14 protein-coding genes are annotated in these 18,952 nt (G+C 63.8%); 8 read left to right on the top strand and 6 right to left on the bottom strand.

All coding sequences use genetic code 11. From position 1 onward, the window contains the following. Positions 1 to 68 precede the first annotated feature (68 nt). Positions 69 to 3,488, bottom strand: a complete 3,420-nt coding sequence (locus ACYU7Q_RS04195; RefSeq protein WP_460608179.1) for a methylmalonyl-CoA mutase family protein — start codon at positions 3,486 to 3,488, stop codon at positions 69 to 71. A gap of 137 nt (positions 3,489 to 3,625) precedes the next feature. Then, positions 3,626 to 4,474, bottom strand: a complete 849-nt coding sequence (locus ACYU7Q_RS04190) for a hypothetical protein (protein ID WP_460608178.1) — start codon at positions 4,472 to 4,474, stop codon at positions 3,626 to 3,628. Positions 4,475 to 4,901: 427 nt separating this feature from the next. On the opposite strand from ACYU7Q_RS04190, the gene ACYU7Q_RS04185 reads away from it, so the two are divergent. From ACYU7Q_RS04185 to ACYU7Q_RS04160, 6 genes are all read left to right on the top strand, one after another. Beyond that, complete coding sequence (locus tag ACYU7Q_RS04185; RefSeq protein ID WP_460608177.1) at positions 4,902 to 6,320, top strand: BON domain-containing protein; 1,419 nt, start codon at positions 4,902 to 4,904, stop codon at positions 6,318 to 6,320. Positions 6,321 to 6,420: 100 nt separating this feature from the next. Then, on the top strand, positions 6,421 to 6,651 hold the full coding sequence (locus ACYU7Q_RS04180; RefSeq protein ID WP_460608176.1) for a hypothetical protein: 231 nt from the start codon (positions 6,421 to 6,423) through the stop codon (positions 6,649 to 6,651). Between the two features lie 144 nt (positions 6,652 to 6,795). Next, positions 6,796 to 7,692, top strand: coding sequence for a universal stress protein (locus tag ACYU7Q_RS04175; RefSeq protein WP_460608175.1), 897 nt, complete (start codon positions 6,796 to 6,798; stop codon positions 7,690 to 7,692). Positions 7,693 to 7,791: 99 nt separating this feature from the next. Continuing rightward, on the top strand, positions 7,792 to 10,473 hold the full coding sequence (locus tag ACYU7Q_RS04170; RefSeq protein WP_460608174.1) for a cation-translocating P-type ATPase: 2,682 nt from the start codon (positions 7,792 to 7,794) through the stop codon (positions 10,471 to 10,473). Positions 10,474 to 10,782: 309 nt separating this feature from the next. Further along, positions 10,783 to 11,607, top strand: a complete 825-nt coding sequence (locus ACYU7Q_RS04165) for a universal stress protein (RefSeq protein ID WP_460608173.1) — start codon at positions 10,783 to 10,785, stop codon at positions 11,605 to 11,607. Positions 11,608 to 11,650: 43 nt separating this feature from the next. Beyond that, positions 11,651 to 14,020, top strand: coding sequence for a phosphoketolase family protein (locus ACYU7Q_RS04160; RefSeq protein WP_460608172.1), 2,370 nt, complete (start codon positions 11,651 to 11,653; stop codon positions 14,018 to 14,020). Between the two features lie 71 nt (positions 14,021 to 14,091). Here the strand turns inward: ACYU7Q_RS04160 and ACYU7Q_RS04155 are convergent, their stop codons facing one another. Genes ACYU7Q_RS04155 through ACYU7Q_RS04145 form a run of 3 tightly spaced genes read right to left on the bottom strand, consistent with a single transcriptional unit; the run spans position 14,092 to position 16,664 of the window. Further along, positions 14,092 to 15,066 (bottom strand): MlaD family protein, encoded by a 975-nt coding sequence (locus ACYU7Q_RS04155; protein ID WP_460608171.1) that lies wholly within the window; start codon positions 15,064 to 15,066, stop codon positions 14,092 to 14,094. 46 nt (positions 15,067 to 15,112) lie between these two features. Continuing rightward, entirely contained in the window at positions 15,113 to 15,895 is a 783-nt protein-coding gene (locus ACYU7Q_RS04150) for an ABC transporter ATP-binding protein (RefSeq protein WP_460608170.1), read from the bottom strand. Positions 15,896 to 15,905: 10 nt separating this feature from the next. Next, positions 15,906 to 16,664 carry an MlaE family ABC transporter permease gene (locus ACYU7Q_RS04145; protein ID WP_460608169.1) on the bottom strand — a complete coding sequence of 253 codons (759 nt, stop codon included), beginning with the start codon at positions 16,662 to 16,664 and terminating at the stop codon, positions 15,906 to 15,908. A gap of 365 nt (positions 16,665 to 17,029) precedes the next feature. On the opposite strand from ACYU7Q_RS04145, the gene ACYU7Q_RS04140 reads away from it, so the two are divergent. Further along, entirely contained in the window at positions 17,030 to 17,521 is a 492-nt protein-coding gene (locus tag ACYU7Q_RS04140; RefSeq protein WP_460608168.1) for an Hsp20/alpha crystallin family protein, read from the top strand. Between the two features lie 223 nt (positions 17,522 to 17,744). Next, positions 17,745 to 18,128 carry a globin family protein gene (locus ACYU7Q_RS04135; RefSeq protein ID WP_460608167.1) on the top strand — a complete coding sequence of 128 codons (384 nt, stop codon included), beginning with the start codon at positions 17,745 to 17,747 and terminating at the stop codon, positions 18,126 to 18,128. Positions 18,129 to 18,143: 15 nt separating this feature from the next. Here the strand turns inward: ACYU7Q_RS04135 and ACYU7Q_RS04130 are convergent, their stop codons facing one another. Beyond that, positions 18,144 to 18,842 carry a Crp/Fnr family transcriptional regulator gene (locus ACYU7Q_RS04130; RefSeq protein ID WP_460608166.1) on the bottom strand — a complete coding sequence of 233 codons (699 nt, stop codon included), beginning with the start codon at positions 18,840 to 18,842 and terminating at the stop codon, positions 18,144 to 18,146. Positions 18,843 to 18,952 lie beyond the last annotated feature (110 nt).

The following is an 18,952-nucleotide window of genomic DNA, read 5'->3' as shown; positions in this document are numbered from 1 at the left end:
TGATTTAACAAAAATGGGCGCTACCTCAGCAAGGTAGCGCCCGTTTTTATCAGCACAAAGCTAAAGAATTACATATTCCGCCGGTACTGGCCGCCGACCTCAAACAGCGCGTTCGTAATCTGGCCGAGCGAGCAGAACTTCACCGTTTCCATGAGTTCGGCGAAGAGGTTGCCGTTGGCCACGGCCACTTGCTGCAGGCGCTTGAGGCGGGCCTCGGTCTGGTCGGCGTTGCGGGTGTGCAGGATGTTGAGCATCTCGATTTGGTACTGCTTTTCCTCCTCCGTGGCGCGGATGACCTCGGCCGGCACCACCGTGGGCGAGCCCTTCGACGAGAGGAAGGTGTTCACGCCGATGATGGGGTACTCGCCGGTGTGCTTCAGCATCTCGTAGTGCATGCTTTCCTCCTGGATTTTGCCGCGCTGGTACATGGTTTCCATGGCCCCGAGCACGCCGCCGCGCTCCGTGATGCGGTCAAATTCGGCCAGCACGGCCTCTTCCACCAGGTCGGTGAGCTCCTCGATGATGAAGGAGCCTTGCAGCGGGTTTTCGTTCTTGGCCAGGCCCAGCTCCCGGTTGATGATGAGCTGAATGGCCATGGCCCGGCGCACCGATTCCTCGGTGGGCGTGGTGATGGCCTCGTCGTAGGCGTTGGTGTGCAAGCTGTTGCAGTTGTCGTAGATGGCGTACAGCGCCTGCAGCGTGGTGCGGATGTCGTTGAAGTCGATTTCCTGGGCGTGCAGGCTGCGGCCCGAGGTCTGGATGTGGTACTTCAGCATCTGGCTGCGGGCGTCGGCGCCGTACTTCAGCTTCATGGCCTTGGCCCAGATGCGGCGCGCCACCCGCCCAATCACGGCGTACTCGGGGTCGATGCCGTTGGAGAAGAAGAAGCTCAGGTTCGGCGCGAAGTCGTTCACGCTCATGCCGCGGCTCACGTAGTACTCCACAAACGTGAAGCCGTTGGAGAGCGTGAGGGCCAGCTGGGTGATGGGGTTGGCGCCGGCCTCGGCAATGTGGTAGCCGGAAATGGACACGGAATAGAAATTCCGCACCTTCTGCTGGATGAAGTATTCCTGCACGTCGCCCATCAGGCGCAGCGCAAACTCGGTGCTGAAAATGCAGGTGTTCTGGGCCTGGTCTTCCTTCAGGATGTCGGCCTGCACGGTGCCGCGCACCTGCGTCAGGGTGCGCGCCTTGATGTCGGCGTACACGTCGGCGGGCAGCACCTGGTCGCCGGTCACGCCGAGCAGCATTAGGCCGAGGCCGTCATTGCCGGCCGGCAGCTCGCCCTGGTAGCGGGGGCGGGAGAGGTTTTTCTCCGCGTAAATGTGGTCGATTTTGGCGTCGACCTCCGCTTCCAGGCCCTGCTCCTTGATGTAGAGCTCGCACTGCTGGTCGATGGCCGCGTTCATGAAAAACGCCGCCAGCTGCGCCGCCGGGCCGTTGATGGTCATCGACACCGAGGTGCTGGGGTTGGCCAGGTTGAAGCCCGAATACAGCTTCTTCGCATCATCAAGGCAGCAGATGCTCACGCCCGCGTTGCCGATTTTGCCATAGATGTCGGGCCGGTGGTCGGGGTCCTCGCCGTACAGCGTCACCGAGTCAAACGCCGTGCTCAACCGCTTGGCGGGCAGGCCCATGCTCACGTAGTGGAAGCGGCGGTTGGTGCGCTCCGGCCCGCCCTCGCCGGCAAACATGCGGGTGGGGTCTTCGCCCTCGCGCTTGAACGGGAACACGCCGGCCGTGTAAGGAAATTCGCCGGGGAAGTTCTCCTGCATGGCCCAGCGCAGGCGGTCGCCCCAGCCGGAGTAGCGCGGCGTGGCCACCTTCGGAATGTCGTTGCCCGAAAGCGACTTGGTGTGCGTCTTCACCCGAATTTCCTTGCCGCGCACCGAGTACACGTACTCCGGGTTGCGGTAGTTTTGCAGGGTGCTTTCCCAGTTTTCCAGGATGGCCTGGCTGTCGGCGTCGAGGCGGCGGAGCTGGGTTTGCTTGTTTTTGGCAAACTCCTCCACCATGCTGTCGGAGCTCTTTTTCTCGTCGCGGTAGTGCTCTTCGAGCTTGGCAAAGGCGCCGGCCACTTCCGCAATCTGGGCCTGCTCGCGCACGCGCTGGTCGTAGGCGCGGTTGGTTTCGGCAATCTCGGAGAGGTAGCGGGTGCGGTGCGGCGGGATGATGTAAATCTTCTCCGAATCCTCGGCGCTGGTTTCGAGGTGCGAGGCGAAGGTGGCGCCGGTTTTGGTTTCCAGCATCTTCAGCACCGCCCGGTACAGCCGGTTCATGCCCGGGTCGTTGAACTGCGAGGCAATGGTGCCGAAAACCGGCATCTGGTCGGTGGGCGTGTCCCAGAGGCCGTGGTTGCGCTGGTACTGCTTGCGCACGTCGCGCAGCGCATCCTGCGCCCCGCGCTTGTCGAACTTATTCAGGGCAATGACGTCGGCGAAATCGAGCATGTCGATTTTCTCCAGCTGCGTGGCCGCCCCGTACTCGGGCGTCATCACGTATAGGCTGGCGTCAGAGTGCTCAATGATTTCAGTGTCCGACTGGCCGATGCCCGAAGTCTCCAGAATAATCAGGTCGTAGTTGGCGGCACGCACCACGTCCACGGCGTCCTGCACGTAGCGGCTCAGGGCCAGGTTGCTCTGCCGGGTGGCCAGGCTGCGCATGTACACCCGCGGCGAGTTGATGGAGTTCATCCGAATCCGGTCACCGAGCAGCGCGCCGCCCGTCTTGCGCTTGCTGGGGTCGACGGAGATAATGGCAATGGTCTTCTCCGGGAAGTCGAACAGGAAGCGCCGCACCAGCTCATCCACCAGCGACGACTTGCCCGCGCCGCCCGTGCCCGTGATGCCCAGAATAGGAGCGGGGCGGCGGTTGCTCAAACGCTGATTCTGTTCGTTCTCGCTGGTTTGAAACGCCACCAACAGGTCACCTTTCACCCGTTCAAATTCTTCAGGGAAGTTCTCAGCGGCCGAAATCAGGCGGCCAATGCTGCGGGCATCTTTCTCCTTGACGTGGCCCGCCTCGCCGTTCAGGTTCTGGCCCGTCGGGAAGTCAGCCTGCTCCAGCAGGTTATTAATCATGCCCTGCAAGCCCATGGCGCGGCCATCGTCGGGCGAGTAGATGCGGGTGATGCCGTAGCCCATCAGCTCCTCAATCTCGCTAGGCAGAATCACGCCGCCGCCGCCGCCGAAGATTTTGATGTGGCCTGCGCCGCGCTCTTTCAGCAGGTCGTGCATGTACTTAAAGTACTCGTTGTGCCCGCCCTGGTAGCTGGTGATGGCAATGGCCTGGGCATCTTCCTGAATAGCACAGTCCACGATTTCCTGCACCGAGCGGTTGTGCCCGAGGTGAATCACCTCCGCGCCGCTGCTCTGAATAATGCGGCGCATGATATTAATAGCTGCATCGTGACCGTCGAACAAGGCGGCGGCGGTGACAATGCGAACGTGGTTCTTCGGTTTGTAGGGCGCGGTGGGAGCAGGGTGCATATTTAAGGAGTAGCGCGGACTTTTAGTCCGCGACCGTAAGGGTGGAAACCGTGGGCGAAGGTACGAAAAAGCCCCGGCGGGGTGGCCGGGGCGTTTTGGTTTCGCATATCCTGGGAGGTACTCGCTGCCCAACAGGCTTAGCCAAAGGTTAGCGGCGGGCTTAGGGCCAGTCGCCAGACCAGAGCCGCCACAATGGCCAGGCCCACCAAGCCCCAGGCCACACGCGTCGCCTGGGGGCGTTTCACGGTATCGGAGAATACTTCGTTGAGGCAGCCCAGGGCCAGTGGGGTCACCAGCAGGCCCATCATGGCCAGGTGCAGGGTTTCCTGCACGGTGAGGTAAGGCATTTTGGTGAGGGCAATGAATATGCCGCCAGCCACCCAGGGCACAATGAGCGTGCTCACCACCATGAGCTGGCGGTTGTCGTAGCGCATCACCGTGTGCGAGTCGTGGGCCTGCAGAAAGGCGATGGCCCCGAAATAGCCCAGGCCCAGCTGCGTCAGGCCGGCCAGCAAGGCCAGTATCACGTTCATTACATTGCCGAGGCCAAGGAGCCAGTCGGGCACGTACCAGAACCCGGAGCGGGTGAACGTATCGGCCAGCAGCGCCCCGAATACGGCGTTGCAGGCGTGGAAAGCCACCCACAGCAGCAACAGCTTAAAGTGCCCCCGGCGAGCGCGCTCGCCCCGCCAGAACCAGCGAAACGCCACCAGCCCCAGCACCAGGCACACCGCCGGCCCGCTGCCATACACCGCGATGATGGCCGTGCGCCACCACTCGTTGTCGGCCAGGGTGTAGCGAATGCCGCTGGGGTCCCAAATCCCGCGCAGCTGGAAGTGGTGCGACACTGCCACCTTGGCCATCTGGTGCAGGCCCCATACCAAATAATAAGCCAGTACATACAGGGCCGTGCCGTTGGCAGCCACGATGTAGAACTTGCGGCGGCCGGTTTTAAGAAAAGAAAGAGTAGCAGTTTCTGGTTGCATAGGCAGCATTACTGAAGCGGGCAAAATTGGGGAATCAGCAAAACTAAGCAGCCGGGCTGCAATTGCGTGGCCGAAGTGGCCTGACGGTTGGTGCGAACAACCAATTAGGGTAATTAAAATCATAGTAATATATGATTATTGTCAGGTGTTGAAGGCCGTTATTGGCTGCATCTTGCAGTACACGGAAACCCTCCGGTTAATGCTGTTTCATTGGTCTTTAAATAGCGCTGTTATGGTTACGCCCTCGCTGTTGTTCTCTCTGCTGCTGGTGCTTGGTCTGCTGGCAATTAGCCTGCGCCACGGTGCCACGGCCCCACCCCAGGCCCGGGCTTACTAAGCCGTTTGGCCCGGCGCAGTTTGCCTTCGCCTGGAGCTGCGGAGCGGGAGCTCGCGTCCCGCCTCTCATCATCGTTTCCGTCACTTCGCCATGAAAAGCCAACCCGCCACCCTCCATACGGATGAGCATTTGGCCGATGCCGACATCACCGCGGCCATCGAGCTGCTGTTTATGCTCAAGAAAGGCGTCACTTCGCACCTGGTGGACGTGGCCACGCACGAAGGCATTGTGGTCCTGAGCGGCTTCACCGACAACCTGCTGGCGCGGGAGCGGGCCGCCGAAGTGGCCAAGGCCGTGCGCGGCGTGCGCGGCGTGGTAAACGAGCTGGTTATCCGGACCCCTGATGTGCCCAATGCCGAGCTTCAGCGCCGGGTGACGCGGGCCCTGCAAAACGACCCGGCCGTGCGCCGCTACCACGTGCGCAGCTACGCCAACGATGGCGAGATTATTCTGGAAGGCAGCGTGCAAACCTGGGCCGAGGAGCTGCTGGTGCTGCGGGCCCTGCGCGGCGTGCCCGGCGTGCGCCACATTCACAACCGCATGGTGGTGCACGGCAGCCCGGCGGCAGCCACAGATGAAGACATTGCCGCCCACATTCGGGAGTGCCTGGCCTGGGACCTGCGCGTGAAAAGCCCGCTCGTGAGCGTGGATGCCGACCACGGCGCGGTGCGCCTGACCGGCACCGTGGGCACGGCTGCCGAGCTCGACCACGTGCTGGCCACCGCCCACCGGGCCGGGGCTACCAGCATCGATGCCACGCAGCTGCAAGTGGCCCCGTGGGCCCTGGACAAAGTATTGCGCCACCAGCGCTATGCCCCGAAAGCGGACGAAGACGTGGCCCAGGCCGTGCGCGACGCCCTGCGCTACGACCCACGCTGCCATCCCGATACGCCCACCGTGCAGGTCGAACATGGCACCGTGACCCTGACCGGCGCGGTGAGCAACCTGCGCGCTCGCCGCGCCGCCGGCCAGGATGCCCGCAACGTGCTGGGGGTAAAAGAGATGCACAACCTGCTTGAGGTGCACCCCGCTACGCCCGTGGCCGATGACGTGGTTCAGCATCAGGTGAAAGATGCCTTGGCTGCCGATGCTTACCTGGCCGGGTGCAACCTGCTGGTGAGCGCGGAGCACGGCCGGGTGCAGATTGGCGGCACCGTCAATTCGCATTTTGACCAGCAGCGCGCGGCGGAGGTAGCCAGCGGCATCAATGGGGTGGTGGAACTGGAAAACCACGTGCGGGTGGCCCCGCCGCAAGCGCAGCCCGGCGATGACGACGACACGGCCAAACTCGAAGGCCCCGCCGCCGACCTGGCCCTGGAGCAGCGCATCCGGCTGCATTTCTACTGGTCGGCGCTGCTGCACGACCAGGAAATTGAAGTACACGTGGCCAACGGCCGTGCCACGCTCACCGGCACCGTGGATACGTGGCTGGAGCGCCAGCGCGCCGCCGCCGATGCCCGCGAATGCGGTGCCCGCGATGTCAACAACCATTTACGGCCGCTGCACTGAGGACGGCGGATAATTCGGATTGACTATAAATTATTGATAACGCACATGATGATATAGGTACAAAACAATTTTTAAAACCCTAATAATTTAATTTAAGATTATGACCCAGCCAACCCCCAAAGCTGCTTTCTCACCCATTGCTCAGTCTCCACTCATTGCTGACTCACCCACTTCCGGCCGCACCGCCTTTCCGTATCATCCAGCGCCGGAGCGTTACTGGGAACCCCGCCTCCTGACCGAATTTGACTACCGCCTCGATGATTCGCTGACCGAGGGGGCCGGCATGGCCCGCAACCCGGGCGCGCTGGGCGCTTACGCGGGCTCGTTTTGATGGGGAATAGCTGGTGATGAGGAAGCTGTTTCGGCATTCGAAAAAAACTGCCATCTGAAGCATGCTGCGATGAAGGTAGATTGCTCCGGATGACAGACACGCAAAAAATCAGCTTTCCATCCAGCTTCACTAGTTCATCTCACAATGAAAACGGCTCAGCAACTCTCTTTCATTGTCCTGACCAGCTTTTACCCGGAGGCGCAACGGGCCGTGCTCTACGCCGATGAACTGGCCGGTGGCGTGGGCGGCCGCCTGCTGCTGCTGCACGCCAACCGCATTTCCTTTTTCGACCCCTACATTTTCACGGGGGAAAGCTGGCGGCGGCAGGAACTGGCCGATGAGCCCGGCATCCGGGCCATGCTGGCCCACCTGGCCGCGCAGCTCCACACCCCGGCTACGGTGGAGCTTATGACCGACCTGCTGCCGACCGCGGCCCAGGCCCTCACCCGGCGGCACAACCCGGCACTGTTCGTGGTGGGCCGGCCCGCCGCTGAAGTCGCCACCCCCGACCAGGTGAGCGTGATGCTGCTGGAGTTGCTGCGCGCCGTGCAGCTGCCCCTGCTGCTGGTGCCCCAGCGCACGGCCGCCACCACGCCGCCCCGGCGCGTGCTCATCGCCGCCGACAGCGAGCCGTTTGCCCTGCCTGCGGCCCTCGAGGGCGTGAAGCAGCTGCTGCACCAGCTGGCACCGCACGTCACTATCGTGCACGTGTCGGGTATCGAAGACGACGAGAACTGCGCCCGGGCCAAGCACGCCGTGGAGCTGAGCGGCCTGACCACGGGCCTGCCCGACGTGGAGCCGCGCGGCTACCAGTACGACCGCCCCGCCGATGGCATTCTGGCCGCCATCAAGGACGTGGGGGCTGATTTGGTGGTGCTGCTCACGCGCCAGCGCAGCTACCTCGGCGAGCTGTTTCATCACAGCGTGACGGCCGAAGTGCTGCGCCGCAGCCCCGTACCCGTGCTGGCCGTGCCCGTCGCCGAACCTACGGCAGCCCAGCGCCGGCAGGCCCATCACGCGGCCGATAATATGCTGGCCTAACGAGTTAAGGAAGATGGGTAATGGCGTGTAACTGTAATTATTATGAGTGGTGTCGTGCTGTAGCTGGTATCAGCTGATTTCTTCCTCATCGCCGTCGTTATGCCCGAGCTCATCGAACTGTCGCCGGCCAGTGCTGCCCGTGTGGTTGGCCTCACCGAAGCGGAGGCCCGGGCCCGGCTCCAGCAATACGGCCCCAACGCCGTGGAGCCCGTGGTGCCCGACAGCTGGTGGCAGGTGCTGCTGCGCCAGTTTCGCAGCCTGATTGTGCTGGTGCTGGGCGGGGCGGCGGCGTTTTCGTTTGCCTTCCAGGACCACGCCGAGGGTTTGGCCATTCTGGCCGTCATTGCCCTTAATGCCGGCATCGGCTTCTGGCTGGAATGGAATGCCCAGGCCTCGATGGCCGCGCTGCGCCGCCTGGGGCAGACCACGGCCCGCGTGCTGCGCGACGGCCAGGTGTGCGCCGTGCCCACCCACCACGTCACCATCGGCGATGTGCTGCTGGTGGAAGCCGGCGAAGTGGTGGCGGCCGATGCCTCTCTGTTTGAAGCCCAGCAACTCCAGGTGAACGAGTCGGCGCTGACCGGCGAGTCGATGCCCGCCGGGAAGGCGGCTGACCCGGCCATTGGCGACGGGCGTGGCATCAAACCCACGGACAAACCCACGGACTCGGCTGGCCAATTGTTTAAGGGCACGGCGGTGGTCAACGGCACGGGGCGGGCGTACGTCACGGGCGTGGGCCGCAACACGCAGCTGGGCGAAATCACCGAGCTGGTGCAGCACGCTACCCGCTCGGCCACGCCGCTCGAAGCTAAGCTCGACCGGCTGGCCCGGCAGCTGGTGTACGTCACGGTGGGGCTGGCGGCGGCCTACGTAGCCATTGGGCTGCTGAAGAGCCAGCCGATGTTTGGCCTGTTGAAAATAGCCATTGTGCTGGCCGTCGCAGCCATTCCGGAGGGCATGTCCATCGTGGCCACGCTGGCCCTGGCCTACGGCATGATGCGCCTGGCCCGCCACAACGTGCTGGTGAAGCGCCTGGCCGCCGTAGAAACCCTGGGGGGCACCGACGTCATTTTTACCGACAAAACCGGCACCCTCACCCAGAACCAGATGGCCGTGCAAACCGTGTGGCTGCCCGAGTACCAGCTCCGGTTTCCGCCGGCTGATGCGGCTGGCCAGCCGGCCGCGCTTACCGGCGAGGCCTACCAATTGCTGCTGCGCGTGGCCGTGCTGTGCAACAACGCTACGTACTCGCCGGCTGCGGCCGATGCCGCCCTGGGCGACCCGCTCGAAGTGGCGCTGCTGGCCCTGGCCCACGGCGGGCCGTTTGATGTGCCGGCGGCCCGGGCCGGTCAGCGCCTGGCCGAGCAGCCCTTCAACTCCGATACCCGCCTGATGGCCACCCTGCACCAGCTGCCCCGGGGCCGGGCCTGGGTAGCCGTGAAGGGTGCCGCCGAGGAAGTGCTTCGGCATTGCACCGCGCAGCAGCTGGCGAGCAGTGCCCAACCCTTGGGCACGGCCGAGCGGGCCGAATGGCTGAAACGAGCCAACGAGTTGGCCGAAACCGGCCTGCGCGTGCTGGCCCTGGCCTACCGCGAGCTGCCCGATGCGCGCCAGCCCGACTGGGCCGACGAGCTGACCTGGCTGGGCCTGGTGGCCTTCCTCGACCCGCCCCGCCCCGAAGTGGTGCCCGCCCTGGAGGCCTGCCAGCGCGCCGGCATCCGGGTGCTGATGGTGACCGGTGACCACCCCGCCACGGCCCGCACCGTGGCCCACCAGGTGCACCTGACCGCCGAATCGGACACGACCGTGGTGACGGGCGATGAACTGGAGAGCCTCCTCACGCACCCCAACGGCGAGGGCCGCCGGCGCCTGTGGCAGGCCCGCGTGTTTGCCCGCGTGAGCCCGGCCCAGAAGCTGGACCTCATTAGCTTATATCAGGAACGCGGCCACGTGGTGGCCATGACCGGCGATGGCGTGAATGACGCGCCCGCCCTCAAAAAAGCCGACATCGGGGTGGCCATGGGTCAGCGCGGCACGCAGGTGGCCAGCGAGGCCGCTGCTTTGGTACTACGCGACGACTCGCTGGCCTCCATTGTGGTGGCGGTGGAGCAGGGCCGCATCATCTTCACCAACATTCGGCGCTTCGTGCTCTATCTGGTGTCGTGCAACCTGAGCGAAATCCTGGTGGTGACGGCTACCGGCCTGCTGGGCCACGGCGCGGGCCTGCTGCCCTTGCAAATCCTGTTTCTGAACCTGCTCACCGACGTGTTTCCGGCCCTGGCGCTGGGCGTGGGCAAGGGCAGCCCCCACGTGATGCAGCACCCCCCGCAGGACCCGCAGGGCCCCATCATGCGCCCCGGCGACTGGCATTTGGCGGTGGCATATGCCGCGCTCATGACCGTGGCGCTGCTCGGGGCCGACTACCTGGCCCGGCACCAGCTGGGCCTGGCCCCGGCCGCCGCCAACGCCGTGCTGTTTTTCGGGCTGGCCGCCGCCCAGCTGGTGCACGTTTTCAACATGGCGGGCGGGCGCACGTCGCTGCGGAACAACGACGTGTTGCGCAACCGCTACGTGTGGCTGGCGCTGGCCCTGTGCTCCGGGCTGATGATATTGGCCTACGTGCAGCCGCTGCTGCACCGCTTGTTGGGGCTGCAGCCGCTCACGCCGGTGGCCGTGCTGCTCATTGCGGGGCCGGCCGTGGCCACGCTGGTATTTGGCCAACTGCTGGGCCGATTGATGACCAGCAGGCGACCTGTCGAAAAAAAACTGGCCTTTAACTAGTTGTAGTTGGGTAGGGGATAGGGCCGCGGCTTTGGGCGGCGATGCTGCCAGAATTGCTATCGGCAATGATATTATTCATGCGCCGGGTTGATAATGCTTAGAGCGCCGAGCGCAGGAGCTGCCGAAATTGAAGGCAGCTTTCAAAAGTCGTCGAAGCCAGGTAAGGCTCTTTAAAACAACACCGTTCGTGGCAAATCTAACTCCCCCGCGGGGGCAAGCCTGCCCCCGCCGTATTCGGTTACGCTCCCCACCTGGCTCAGCGCCGGAACCAGCGGGATGGCGCTCATTATTTCCTTCCGGCTCCCCGCTATGCAACCAACTTTTGTCGTTCTCTCCGACCTGAACAGCGCCACCGATGCGGCGCTCCGCTACACCAGCCAACTGGCCACGCAGCTGCCGGAAGGCCACCTTGTGCTCATGCACGTGTTTCAGGACCCGCTGCTGTTTCCTGAATCGGCCCTGATGACGCCCGCCGTCACGCCCAGCCGCCACGCCGTGATGGCCGACCTGGCCCAGCGCGCCGGGCAGCTGCCCGTGCCCGCCGAGCCGGAGGTGACCGTCGATACCCTGGGCCTGGCCCTGGCCGATGCCGTGCAGCGCCACCACCCGCTGCTGCTGGCCGCCGGCCGCGAACACCCCGACAACCTGATTGAGCGCGTGCTCAGCAACATGGCGCTGCCCGTGCTGCAGGGCGCGCACTACCCGTTGCTATTGGTGCCCGAAGAATGCCACTACCCCGAGCTGCCCCACCGCGTGGTGGTGGCCGCCGATGACCAGCCCTTCTGGCTCACCACGCCCTCGCTGGCCCTGGCCGACTTGTTTGAGGCCCTGCAACCCGCCACCACGGTGGTACACGTAGCCGCCGGCAATGGCCCTTCCCAAGCCGCCATCGGCCTCGATGCGGTGCGCCGCACGGGCCTGTTTGGGCCTATCGACAACAACAGTCTGTATGAAGTGCGGGAAGAAGCCCCCGCCGACGGCATCCTGCACGCCGCCGCCGAGGTCAACGCCCAGCTGATTGTGGTGATGGCCCGGCCGCACACGTTGCTCGGGGGGCTGTTCCATCGCAGCGTGACGGCCCAGCTGCTGCACCGCAGCCCGGTGCCGGTGCTGGTGCTGCCCACCACCGAGTGAGCCGGCTGCCTGGCCCCGCTCGCTAATCTCCTTGCAAGCCCCTATGACTCCTGCACTCACGACTACTGCCGTACCCCAGGCCACGCGTCTGGCCCAGCTGCACCGCTACTGGCTGGCTGCCAACTACCTCGGGGCTGCTCAATTATATTTGCGCGACAACTTTCTGCTGGAAAGGCCCTTGCAGGCCGCCGACATCAAGCCGCGCCTGCTGGGGCACTGGGGCACGCAGCCAGGCCTGAACCTGGTGTACGCCCATCTCAACCGCTTGGTGCAGGACACGGAGGCCAGCGTGCTGCTGGTGACGGGGCCGGGTCACGGAGCGCCCGCCATCCTGGCCAACCTGTTTCTGGACGGCTCGCTGGGCGAGGTAGACCCGCAGTACCCCCTCAGCCGCACCGGTCTGGAGCAGCTCATTCGGCAGTTTTCGTGGCCCTACGGCCTGCCGGGCCGCCTGGGTCCCGGCACGCCCGGCCAGATTCAGGAGGGCGGCGAGCTGGGCTACTGCCTGGCCCACGCCTACGGCGCGGCCCTCGACAACCCCGACCTGCTCGTGGCCTGCGTGGTGGGCGACGGAGAAGCCGAAACCGGGCCGCTGGCCGCCGCCTGGCATTCCAATAAGTACCTGAACCCGGCCACCTCGGGCGCGGTGCTGCCCATTCTGCACGTGAACGGCTACAAGCTGTCGGGGCCCACCATTTTTGGCCGGATGAGCGACGAGGAATTGCGCCACCTTTTCACCGGCTATGGCTACCAGGTGCGCTTTGTGAGCGGCAGCGAGCCCCACCAGGTGCACGCCGCTATGTGGCAGGCCCTGGACTGGGCGCACGCCGAAATCCGGCGCATTCAGGAGCACGCCCGGCTGGGGTTGCTCGATGGGGTGCCGGCCTGGCCCATGCTCATCCTGCAAACGCCCAAGGGCTGGACGTGCCCGCTCGCGGTGGCCGGCCGGCCCGTCGAAAATACTTCCCAAGCCCACCAGCTGCCCGTGGCCGACCCCGCCGGCCAGCTTCCCGTTCTCGAAACCTGGCTCCGCAGCTATCGCCCGCAGGACCTGTGCCGCCCCCTCACCGGTGCGCTGTGCGTAGAGCTGCTAAGCGCCTGCCCGACCGGCGAGCACCGCATTGGCCTGAACCCACACGCCAACGGCGGCCAGCTCTTGGTGCCCCTCAAGCTGCCCAATCTCTGCGATTATGGCGTGATGGTGCCCGCGCCGGGCAGCGTAGCGGCAACGGCCACCCACAAGCTGGCCACCTTCCTGCGCGACGTGCTCCGCCGCAACGAGGACGCCCGCAACTTCCGCGTGGTCTGCCCCGACGAAACCGCCGCCAACCGCATGACGCCCTTGTTCGAGGCCACCCAGCGCGCCTGGCTGGGGCCCCTGCACGAAACCGACGACTCGCTGGCCGCCGAGGGCCGCGTGATGGAAATCCTGAGCGAGCACACCTGCCAGGGCTGGCTCGAAGGCTACCTGCTCACGGGGCGGCACGGGGTATTCTGCTGCTCCGAGGCCGCTATTCCCTTGGTCGATTCCATGCTAAACCAATATGCCAAGTGGCTGAAAGTGAGTAGGGAGGTGCCGTGGCGCCAGCCGCTGGCTTCGCTCACCTACCTGCTTACCTCGCACATCTGGCGGCCCGACCACAATGGCTACACCCATCAGGCCCCCAGCTTTATCAACGCGGTGGCGGCCAAGAAAGGCTCGGTGGCGCGGGTGTACCTGCCGCCCGATGCCAACTCCCTGCTCGCCGTAATGGACCACTGCCTCCGCAACCGCGACGCCATCAACCTGGTGGTGAGCTCCCAGGCTCCGCAGCCCCAATGGCTGGGCATCGAGACGGCCCGCGACCATTGCAAGCGGGGCATTTCGACCTGGCACTGGGCCGGCAATGAGAACAGCACCGACACCCACCCGCACCCCGACGTGGTGCTGGCCTGCGCCGGCGACGTGCCCACCACCGAAACCATCGCCGCCGCCGCCCTCCTCAGGCAGCACCTGCCCACGCTCCGCCTGCGCGTGGTGAACGTGGTGGATTTGCTGGCCCTCATGGCCCCCAATGCCCACCCGCACGGCCTGCCGGAAGCCGCGTTCCTGGGCCTGTTCTCGGCCGATGCCCCGGTGATTTTCGCCTTTCACGGCTATCCCACGCTTATCCATGAGCTGCTGCACCACCGGCCCGACCCGACCCGCTTCCATGTGCGCGGCTACGTGGAAGAAGACCGCACCACCACGCCCTTCGATATGCTCGTCATCAATAACACGAGCCGCTACCAGCTGGTGATGGCCGCTCTCGACCGCATCACGCCCCAACCCAACGGCCCGGCCCTGGCCCAATTCTGCCAGCTCAAGCTCACCGAGCACGCCGCATACATCCGCGAGCACGGAATTGACATGCCGGATGTGCGGTGCGAATAGAGTTTGGACCCTATAAATAGCCCGTCATGCAGAGCCCAGCGAAGCATGACGGGCTATATCAAATGCCGCCATTACGGCGCGGCCGTGCGGGCTTTATCCTTCTTGGCCTGTTTGCGGAAATACCCGCGCAGCAGGAAATTGTGCTTTAGCGCATCCATGTTCTGAGTGAAGCTGGCCGTGCCCAGCTCCACATTGCGCAGGCTCTGGCGCAGGTTGCGGGTCATGGCTGTGTCGGCCAGCAGGGTGTTAAGCGGCCCATTGGGGGTTTGAATCTGGCGTTTGAGGCCGGCCAGGGTATGGGCCAGGGTATCGGAAGTGCTGGCCAGCTGGCGCGTGGCGTGGCGCATGCGGCCGGCAAAAATGGTGTCGGTGAGCAGGTAGCCCGCTGGCCCTTTGCCCTGGCGCAGGCCGCGCGTGAGCTGCTGCATATCGGCGGCCGAGCCTTGCAGCAGGGCCGTGGCTGCCGCTGCATTGCGCAGGCTGCGGTGCAGCTCAACTGCCAGCTGCTGGTCGCTCAGCAGGCTCCAGAGCGCGTCGCTGCTGTTGAGCTTGTGCGTGATTTCGCGCAGGTCTTTGGTGATGCCTACCAGGTTTTTGTTCGATATGTTGAGCGTGCCCAGCATGGCATCCAGGGCCAGCGGGGTGGTGGTGCGCAGCACGTCGCCGTTTTCGATGGCCGGGGCCGGCGTGGGCGCGGCTTTCAGGTTAATGATGGTGTTGCCCACCAACCCGTCGGTGCCGATGGAAGCCACGGCGTTTTTCTTCACGTAGGGCTGAACGTCGCGGTTCAGGCTCAGGGCCACGCGCACGGTGCTGTCGTTCAGAATGCGGATGTCCTTCACCGTGCCCACGCTGATGCCGCCCAGGCGCACGTTGTTGCCCGGGAGCAGGCCCGACACGTTCCGAAAATCGGCCCGCACTTCCAGCGACGAGCCAAACAAATTCTGCTTGCGCCCCAGCATAAACAGCACGGCTACCAGGCAGCCCAGCCCGACCAGCACAAACAAGCCCAGGCGGAAATAAGTACTGGCGGGGCGCTGGGGCATGGCGGGGAGAGGTTAAAGGATGACTATTCGCAGACTCGCGAGCCATTCATTCGGAGAAAAACTCGTGGATGGCCGGGTCGGTACTGGCTTTCAGTTCGGCGTAGGTGCCCAGGGCGTAGCAGCGTCCTTCTACCAGCAGGGCCACGCGGTTGGCGGTGAGGCGCACGCAGTTCATGTCGTGCGAGATGATGAGCGAGGACGTGCCGTATTTCTGCTGCACTTCCCGGATGAGCTGGTCGATTTCGCGGGCCGTCACGGGGTCGAGGCCGGTGGTGGGCTCGTCGTAGAGAATGATGTCGGGCTGCAGGATGAGGGTGCGGGCTAGCGCAATGCGCTTGCGCATGCCGCCCGACAGCTCGGCCGGCATCATGTCGATGGTGTGGCCCAGGCCCACGTCGTCGAGGGCCTGGCGCACCAGCTTGTCCTCCTCGCCGGGGCCGTGCGTCAGCCAGTGCCGCCGCAGCGGGAACAGCAGGTTTTCGCGCACCGTCATCGAGTCATACAGCGCGTTGCTCTGAAACAGGAAGCCCACCTTGGCCCGCAGTTGGTCGAGGGCGGCGTGGTCCAGCGCGGCCACGTCCCGGCCCAGTACCGTGATTTGGCCCGCATCCACGGGCAGCAGCCCGATAATGCACTTAATCAGCACCGACTTGCCCGCGCCCGACTTGCCCAGTACCACCACGTTTTCGCCCCGGTGCACCTCCAGCGAAAAGTTGCGCAGCACCTGGTTGGTGCCGAACGCCTTGCTGACGTTGGCCACCGTGAGCACGACTTCGGCAGCGGCGGGGGCCGGCGCGGGCGCGGCCACGGGAGCAGGGGCGGGCAGCATTGGCAGCGGTTTAGTTGAGGCCCAGCAGGCCGGTGGTCTGCACGGCCAGCAAATCGAGAATGAAGATGACCAGCGACGAGGCCACCACCGCCGAGTTGGCGGCCTGGCCCACGCCCTCGGTGCCTTTGTCGGCATAATAGCCTTTGTAGCAGCCAATAATGCCCACGGCAAAGCCAAAAAAGAAGGTTTTGATAACCGCCGGTACCACGTCGCCAAATGTCAGCGACGACACAATGTTGTTCGTGAACAGCACGAGCGAGGTCACGCCCTTCAGGTTGATGCCGAGGAATGAGGCAAACAGCGCAATGGCATCGGCCAGAACGGTGAGCACCGGCAGCATGAGCGTGGTGGCCACCACCCGCGTGGCCACCAGGTACTTAAACGGGTTGGTGCCCGAAACTTCCATGGCGTCAATCTGCTCGGTCACGCGCATCGAGCCCAGCTCGGCCCCGATGCTGGACCCGATTTTGCCCGCGAAAATCAGCGCCGTAATAATCGGCCCCATCTCGCGGATGATGGTCAGGCCCACCATGGTCGGAATCCACGACTCGGCCCCGAACTGGGCCATGGTGGGCCGGCTTTGCAGCGTGAGCACCATGCCCATAATGAACCCCGTGATGCCCACCAGCGGCAGCGACTGGTAGCCCACCACAAAGCACTGGTGCAGCAGCTCCTGCACCTCGTAGCGCGGCCGGAAACCCTCCTGAAAAAACCGCCCCGCAAACTGGGTAATGGCGCCGGTTTCGGCAACGGTGGTACTGGTGGCCATGGCGGTGGGGAGGAGTAAGGAAATGCGCCGTTGCAGCGGCGAAAAATCCCTGCAATGTGCCAGCCGAACAGTGTCGGAATCCATGCGCAAAGTCATGGTATCGACTGATTTATGTCATGGATTGCGCCTGCGCCAACTGGCAATTTTGGGTATCGGTTGGCGGTGCTGGTGGCCGGCCTCCTGGCCCGCCGCAACTGCCGGCTGAGACGCTTTTTTGTTACGGGTTTTTGAATTCTAACCTGCTCGATTAGAGTTCGATGCAGGGCATAAGTCGGACACGCTTTCCCAACTTCGGCGGGCCACCCGCGGGCCCGCTGTTCCACGCAGCAATTCCCATTTTATTCACCCCAAACCCTTAAGTCGCCATGAGCAACATTCAAAAATATCAGGATTCGTTTTTTGACGTAATGCCTGCCCGCTTCAGCACGCTGCTCGACCGGTTCTTTGACGATAACATGCCCATGCGGGGCCAGGGCCAGATGAGCCGCTTCTTCCCCAAAGTCGATACCTACGAAACCGATACGAGCTACGACATCGACGCCGCCTTGCCCGGCATGAAGGAAGAAGACATCAACGTGAGCCTCGACCAGGGCCGCCTCACCATTTCGGGCGAGCGCAAGTTTGAGAACGAGCGCAACGACCGCCGCTACCACGTCATCGAAAGCTCCTACGGCTCCTTCATGCGCACCTTCCAGCTGCCCGATGCCGCCGAAGCCAGTAAGATTGACGCCAGCTTCCACAACGGCGTGCTGCACGTGCACGTGCCCAAAGGCGCACCCAAAACCACCCAGCAGCGCATCCCCGTGCACAACGGCCAGGGTAAAAACGCTGACCAAGGCCAGGACGCTAAAAAGTAAGGCCTGACCTATTGCCAACTGCGTCCAGTCGTCAGCCGCCATGAAAAACGTGCTTTCATGGCGGCTGACGACTGGACGCAGTTGGCAATAGGGGGTGGGCATCCCCAAACGCCTCCACCCAAGGAGGCGGGAATGATTTATATCAAGCAATTGGATGATTGTTGGCATAGTAATCGACGCTCAAACAGGCAAAATTGCAAGCTTACCACTCGATTATCCAATCATGGCAACGCACCTCCCTTCTGATTTGGCTACTCCTTCGCAACGGCACCGCTTCGTCGAGCTCTTTGCAGCCCGCATTGCCGAAGACGAGCTGCTGGGGCCGGTTTTTGGGGGCGCGGGGCACCTCACCCGACGCGAGTACGCGTGGTGGGAGCAGGCCCTGACCGGCATGCGCTACTACGGCCGCCTCCTGGCCGACACCGCCGGCCAGCTGCCGTGCAGCACTTATTTCGAGCGCTGGTGCAAGGTGCTGGAAACCACTTTCCGGCAATATTTTCATGGCCCCGATGCAGCCGAGGCCCAGGGCCATGTCCTCAACGTGGCCACCATGCTGGGACACTGGCAGCTGGCCCGGCAGCGGCCTCCGGCCCTGGCTGGTCATTAGCCCATCGGCTCAAGCTCAGTCGTACAGCGTCGAAATCTCAATTAGTCGCTTGATATCCAAGATGGTGATGCTGCTGGCCTTGGTGCTGAGCACACCTTCCGCCTTCAATTCGGCAATAAACCGGCTCACGGTTTCGCGCACGGTGCCCACCAGCGCGGCCAAATCATCGCGTGAAATCGTGAAGCTGGGCGGGCCATCGGCCGGCTGCTGGTAGATGCGCAGCAGCAGCAGCAGGGCCTCGGCCAGCCGCTCGCGCACGGGCTTGTAGGCCAGGTGTAGCATCCGTTCCTCGGTTTCGGCCAGTTCATGGGCCATCAGCTTCATCAGCGAAGTAGCAAAGGCTGGGTTGTACTCGATGAGCTGGAAAAACACCGATTTGGGAATAAGGCTTACCTCTGTTTCGTCGAGGGCCAGGGCATTGGCAATGTGGCCGTTGCCGGCCAGCATCCCCCGGTAGCCCAGGATGTCGCCGGCCCGGGCCAGGCGGATGATTTGCTCCTTGCCGTCGCCGCCCACTTTGGTCACCTTCACGTGGCCCGAGGTGATGCTGTACAGCCCCGCTGCATGGTCGCCTTCCCGAAACAAAACCTGCCCCCGCTGGTAGTGCTGAGTGGTTTTCGTCGCGTCAATTAGCGCTATATGCTGGTTGCTGGCCAGTAAGATATCGGCCCAGCTGCGGCATTCCGGGGTGTAGGGTTGGATAAGTGACTTCACGACCAGGATTCTATAATTATAAATGCAATATATAATATTATTAATATAATTATAAAAAAACTTTGCGCCCGCTTGCCTGAAAACCAGCCAAGGGAGCTCAACTTTCCCAG

The organism is Hymenobacter terrigena (genome assembly GCF_054776515.1).
This window is presented reverse-complemented; position numbering and strand designations above follow the sequence as displayed.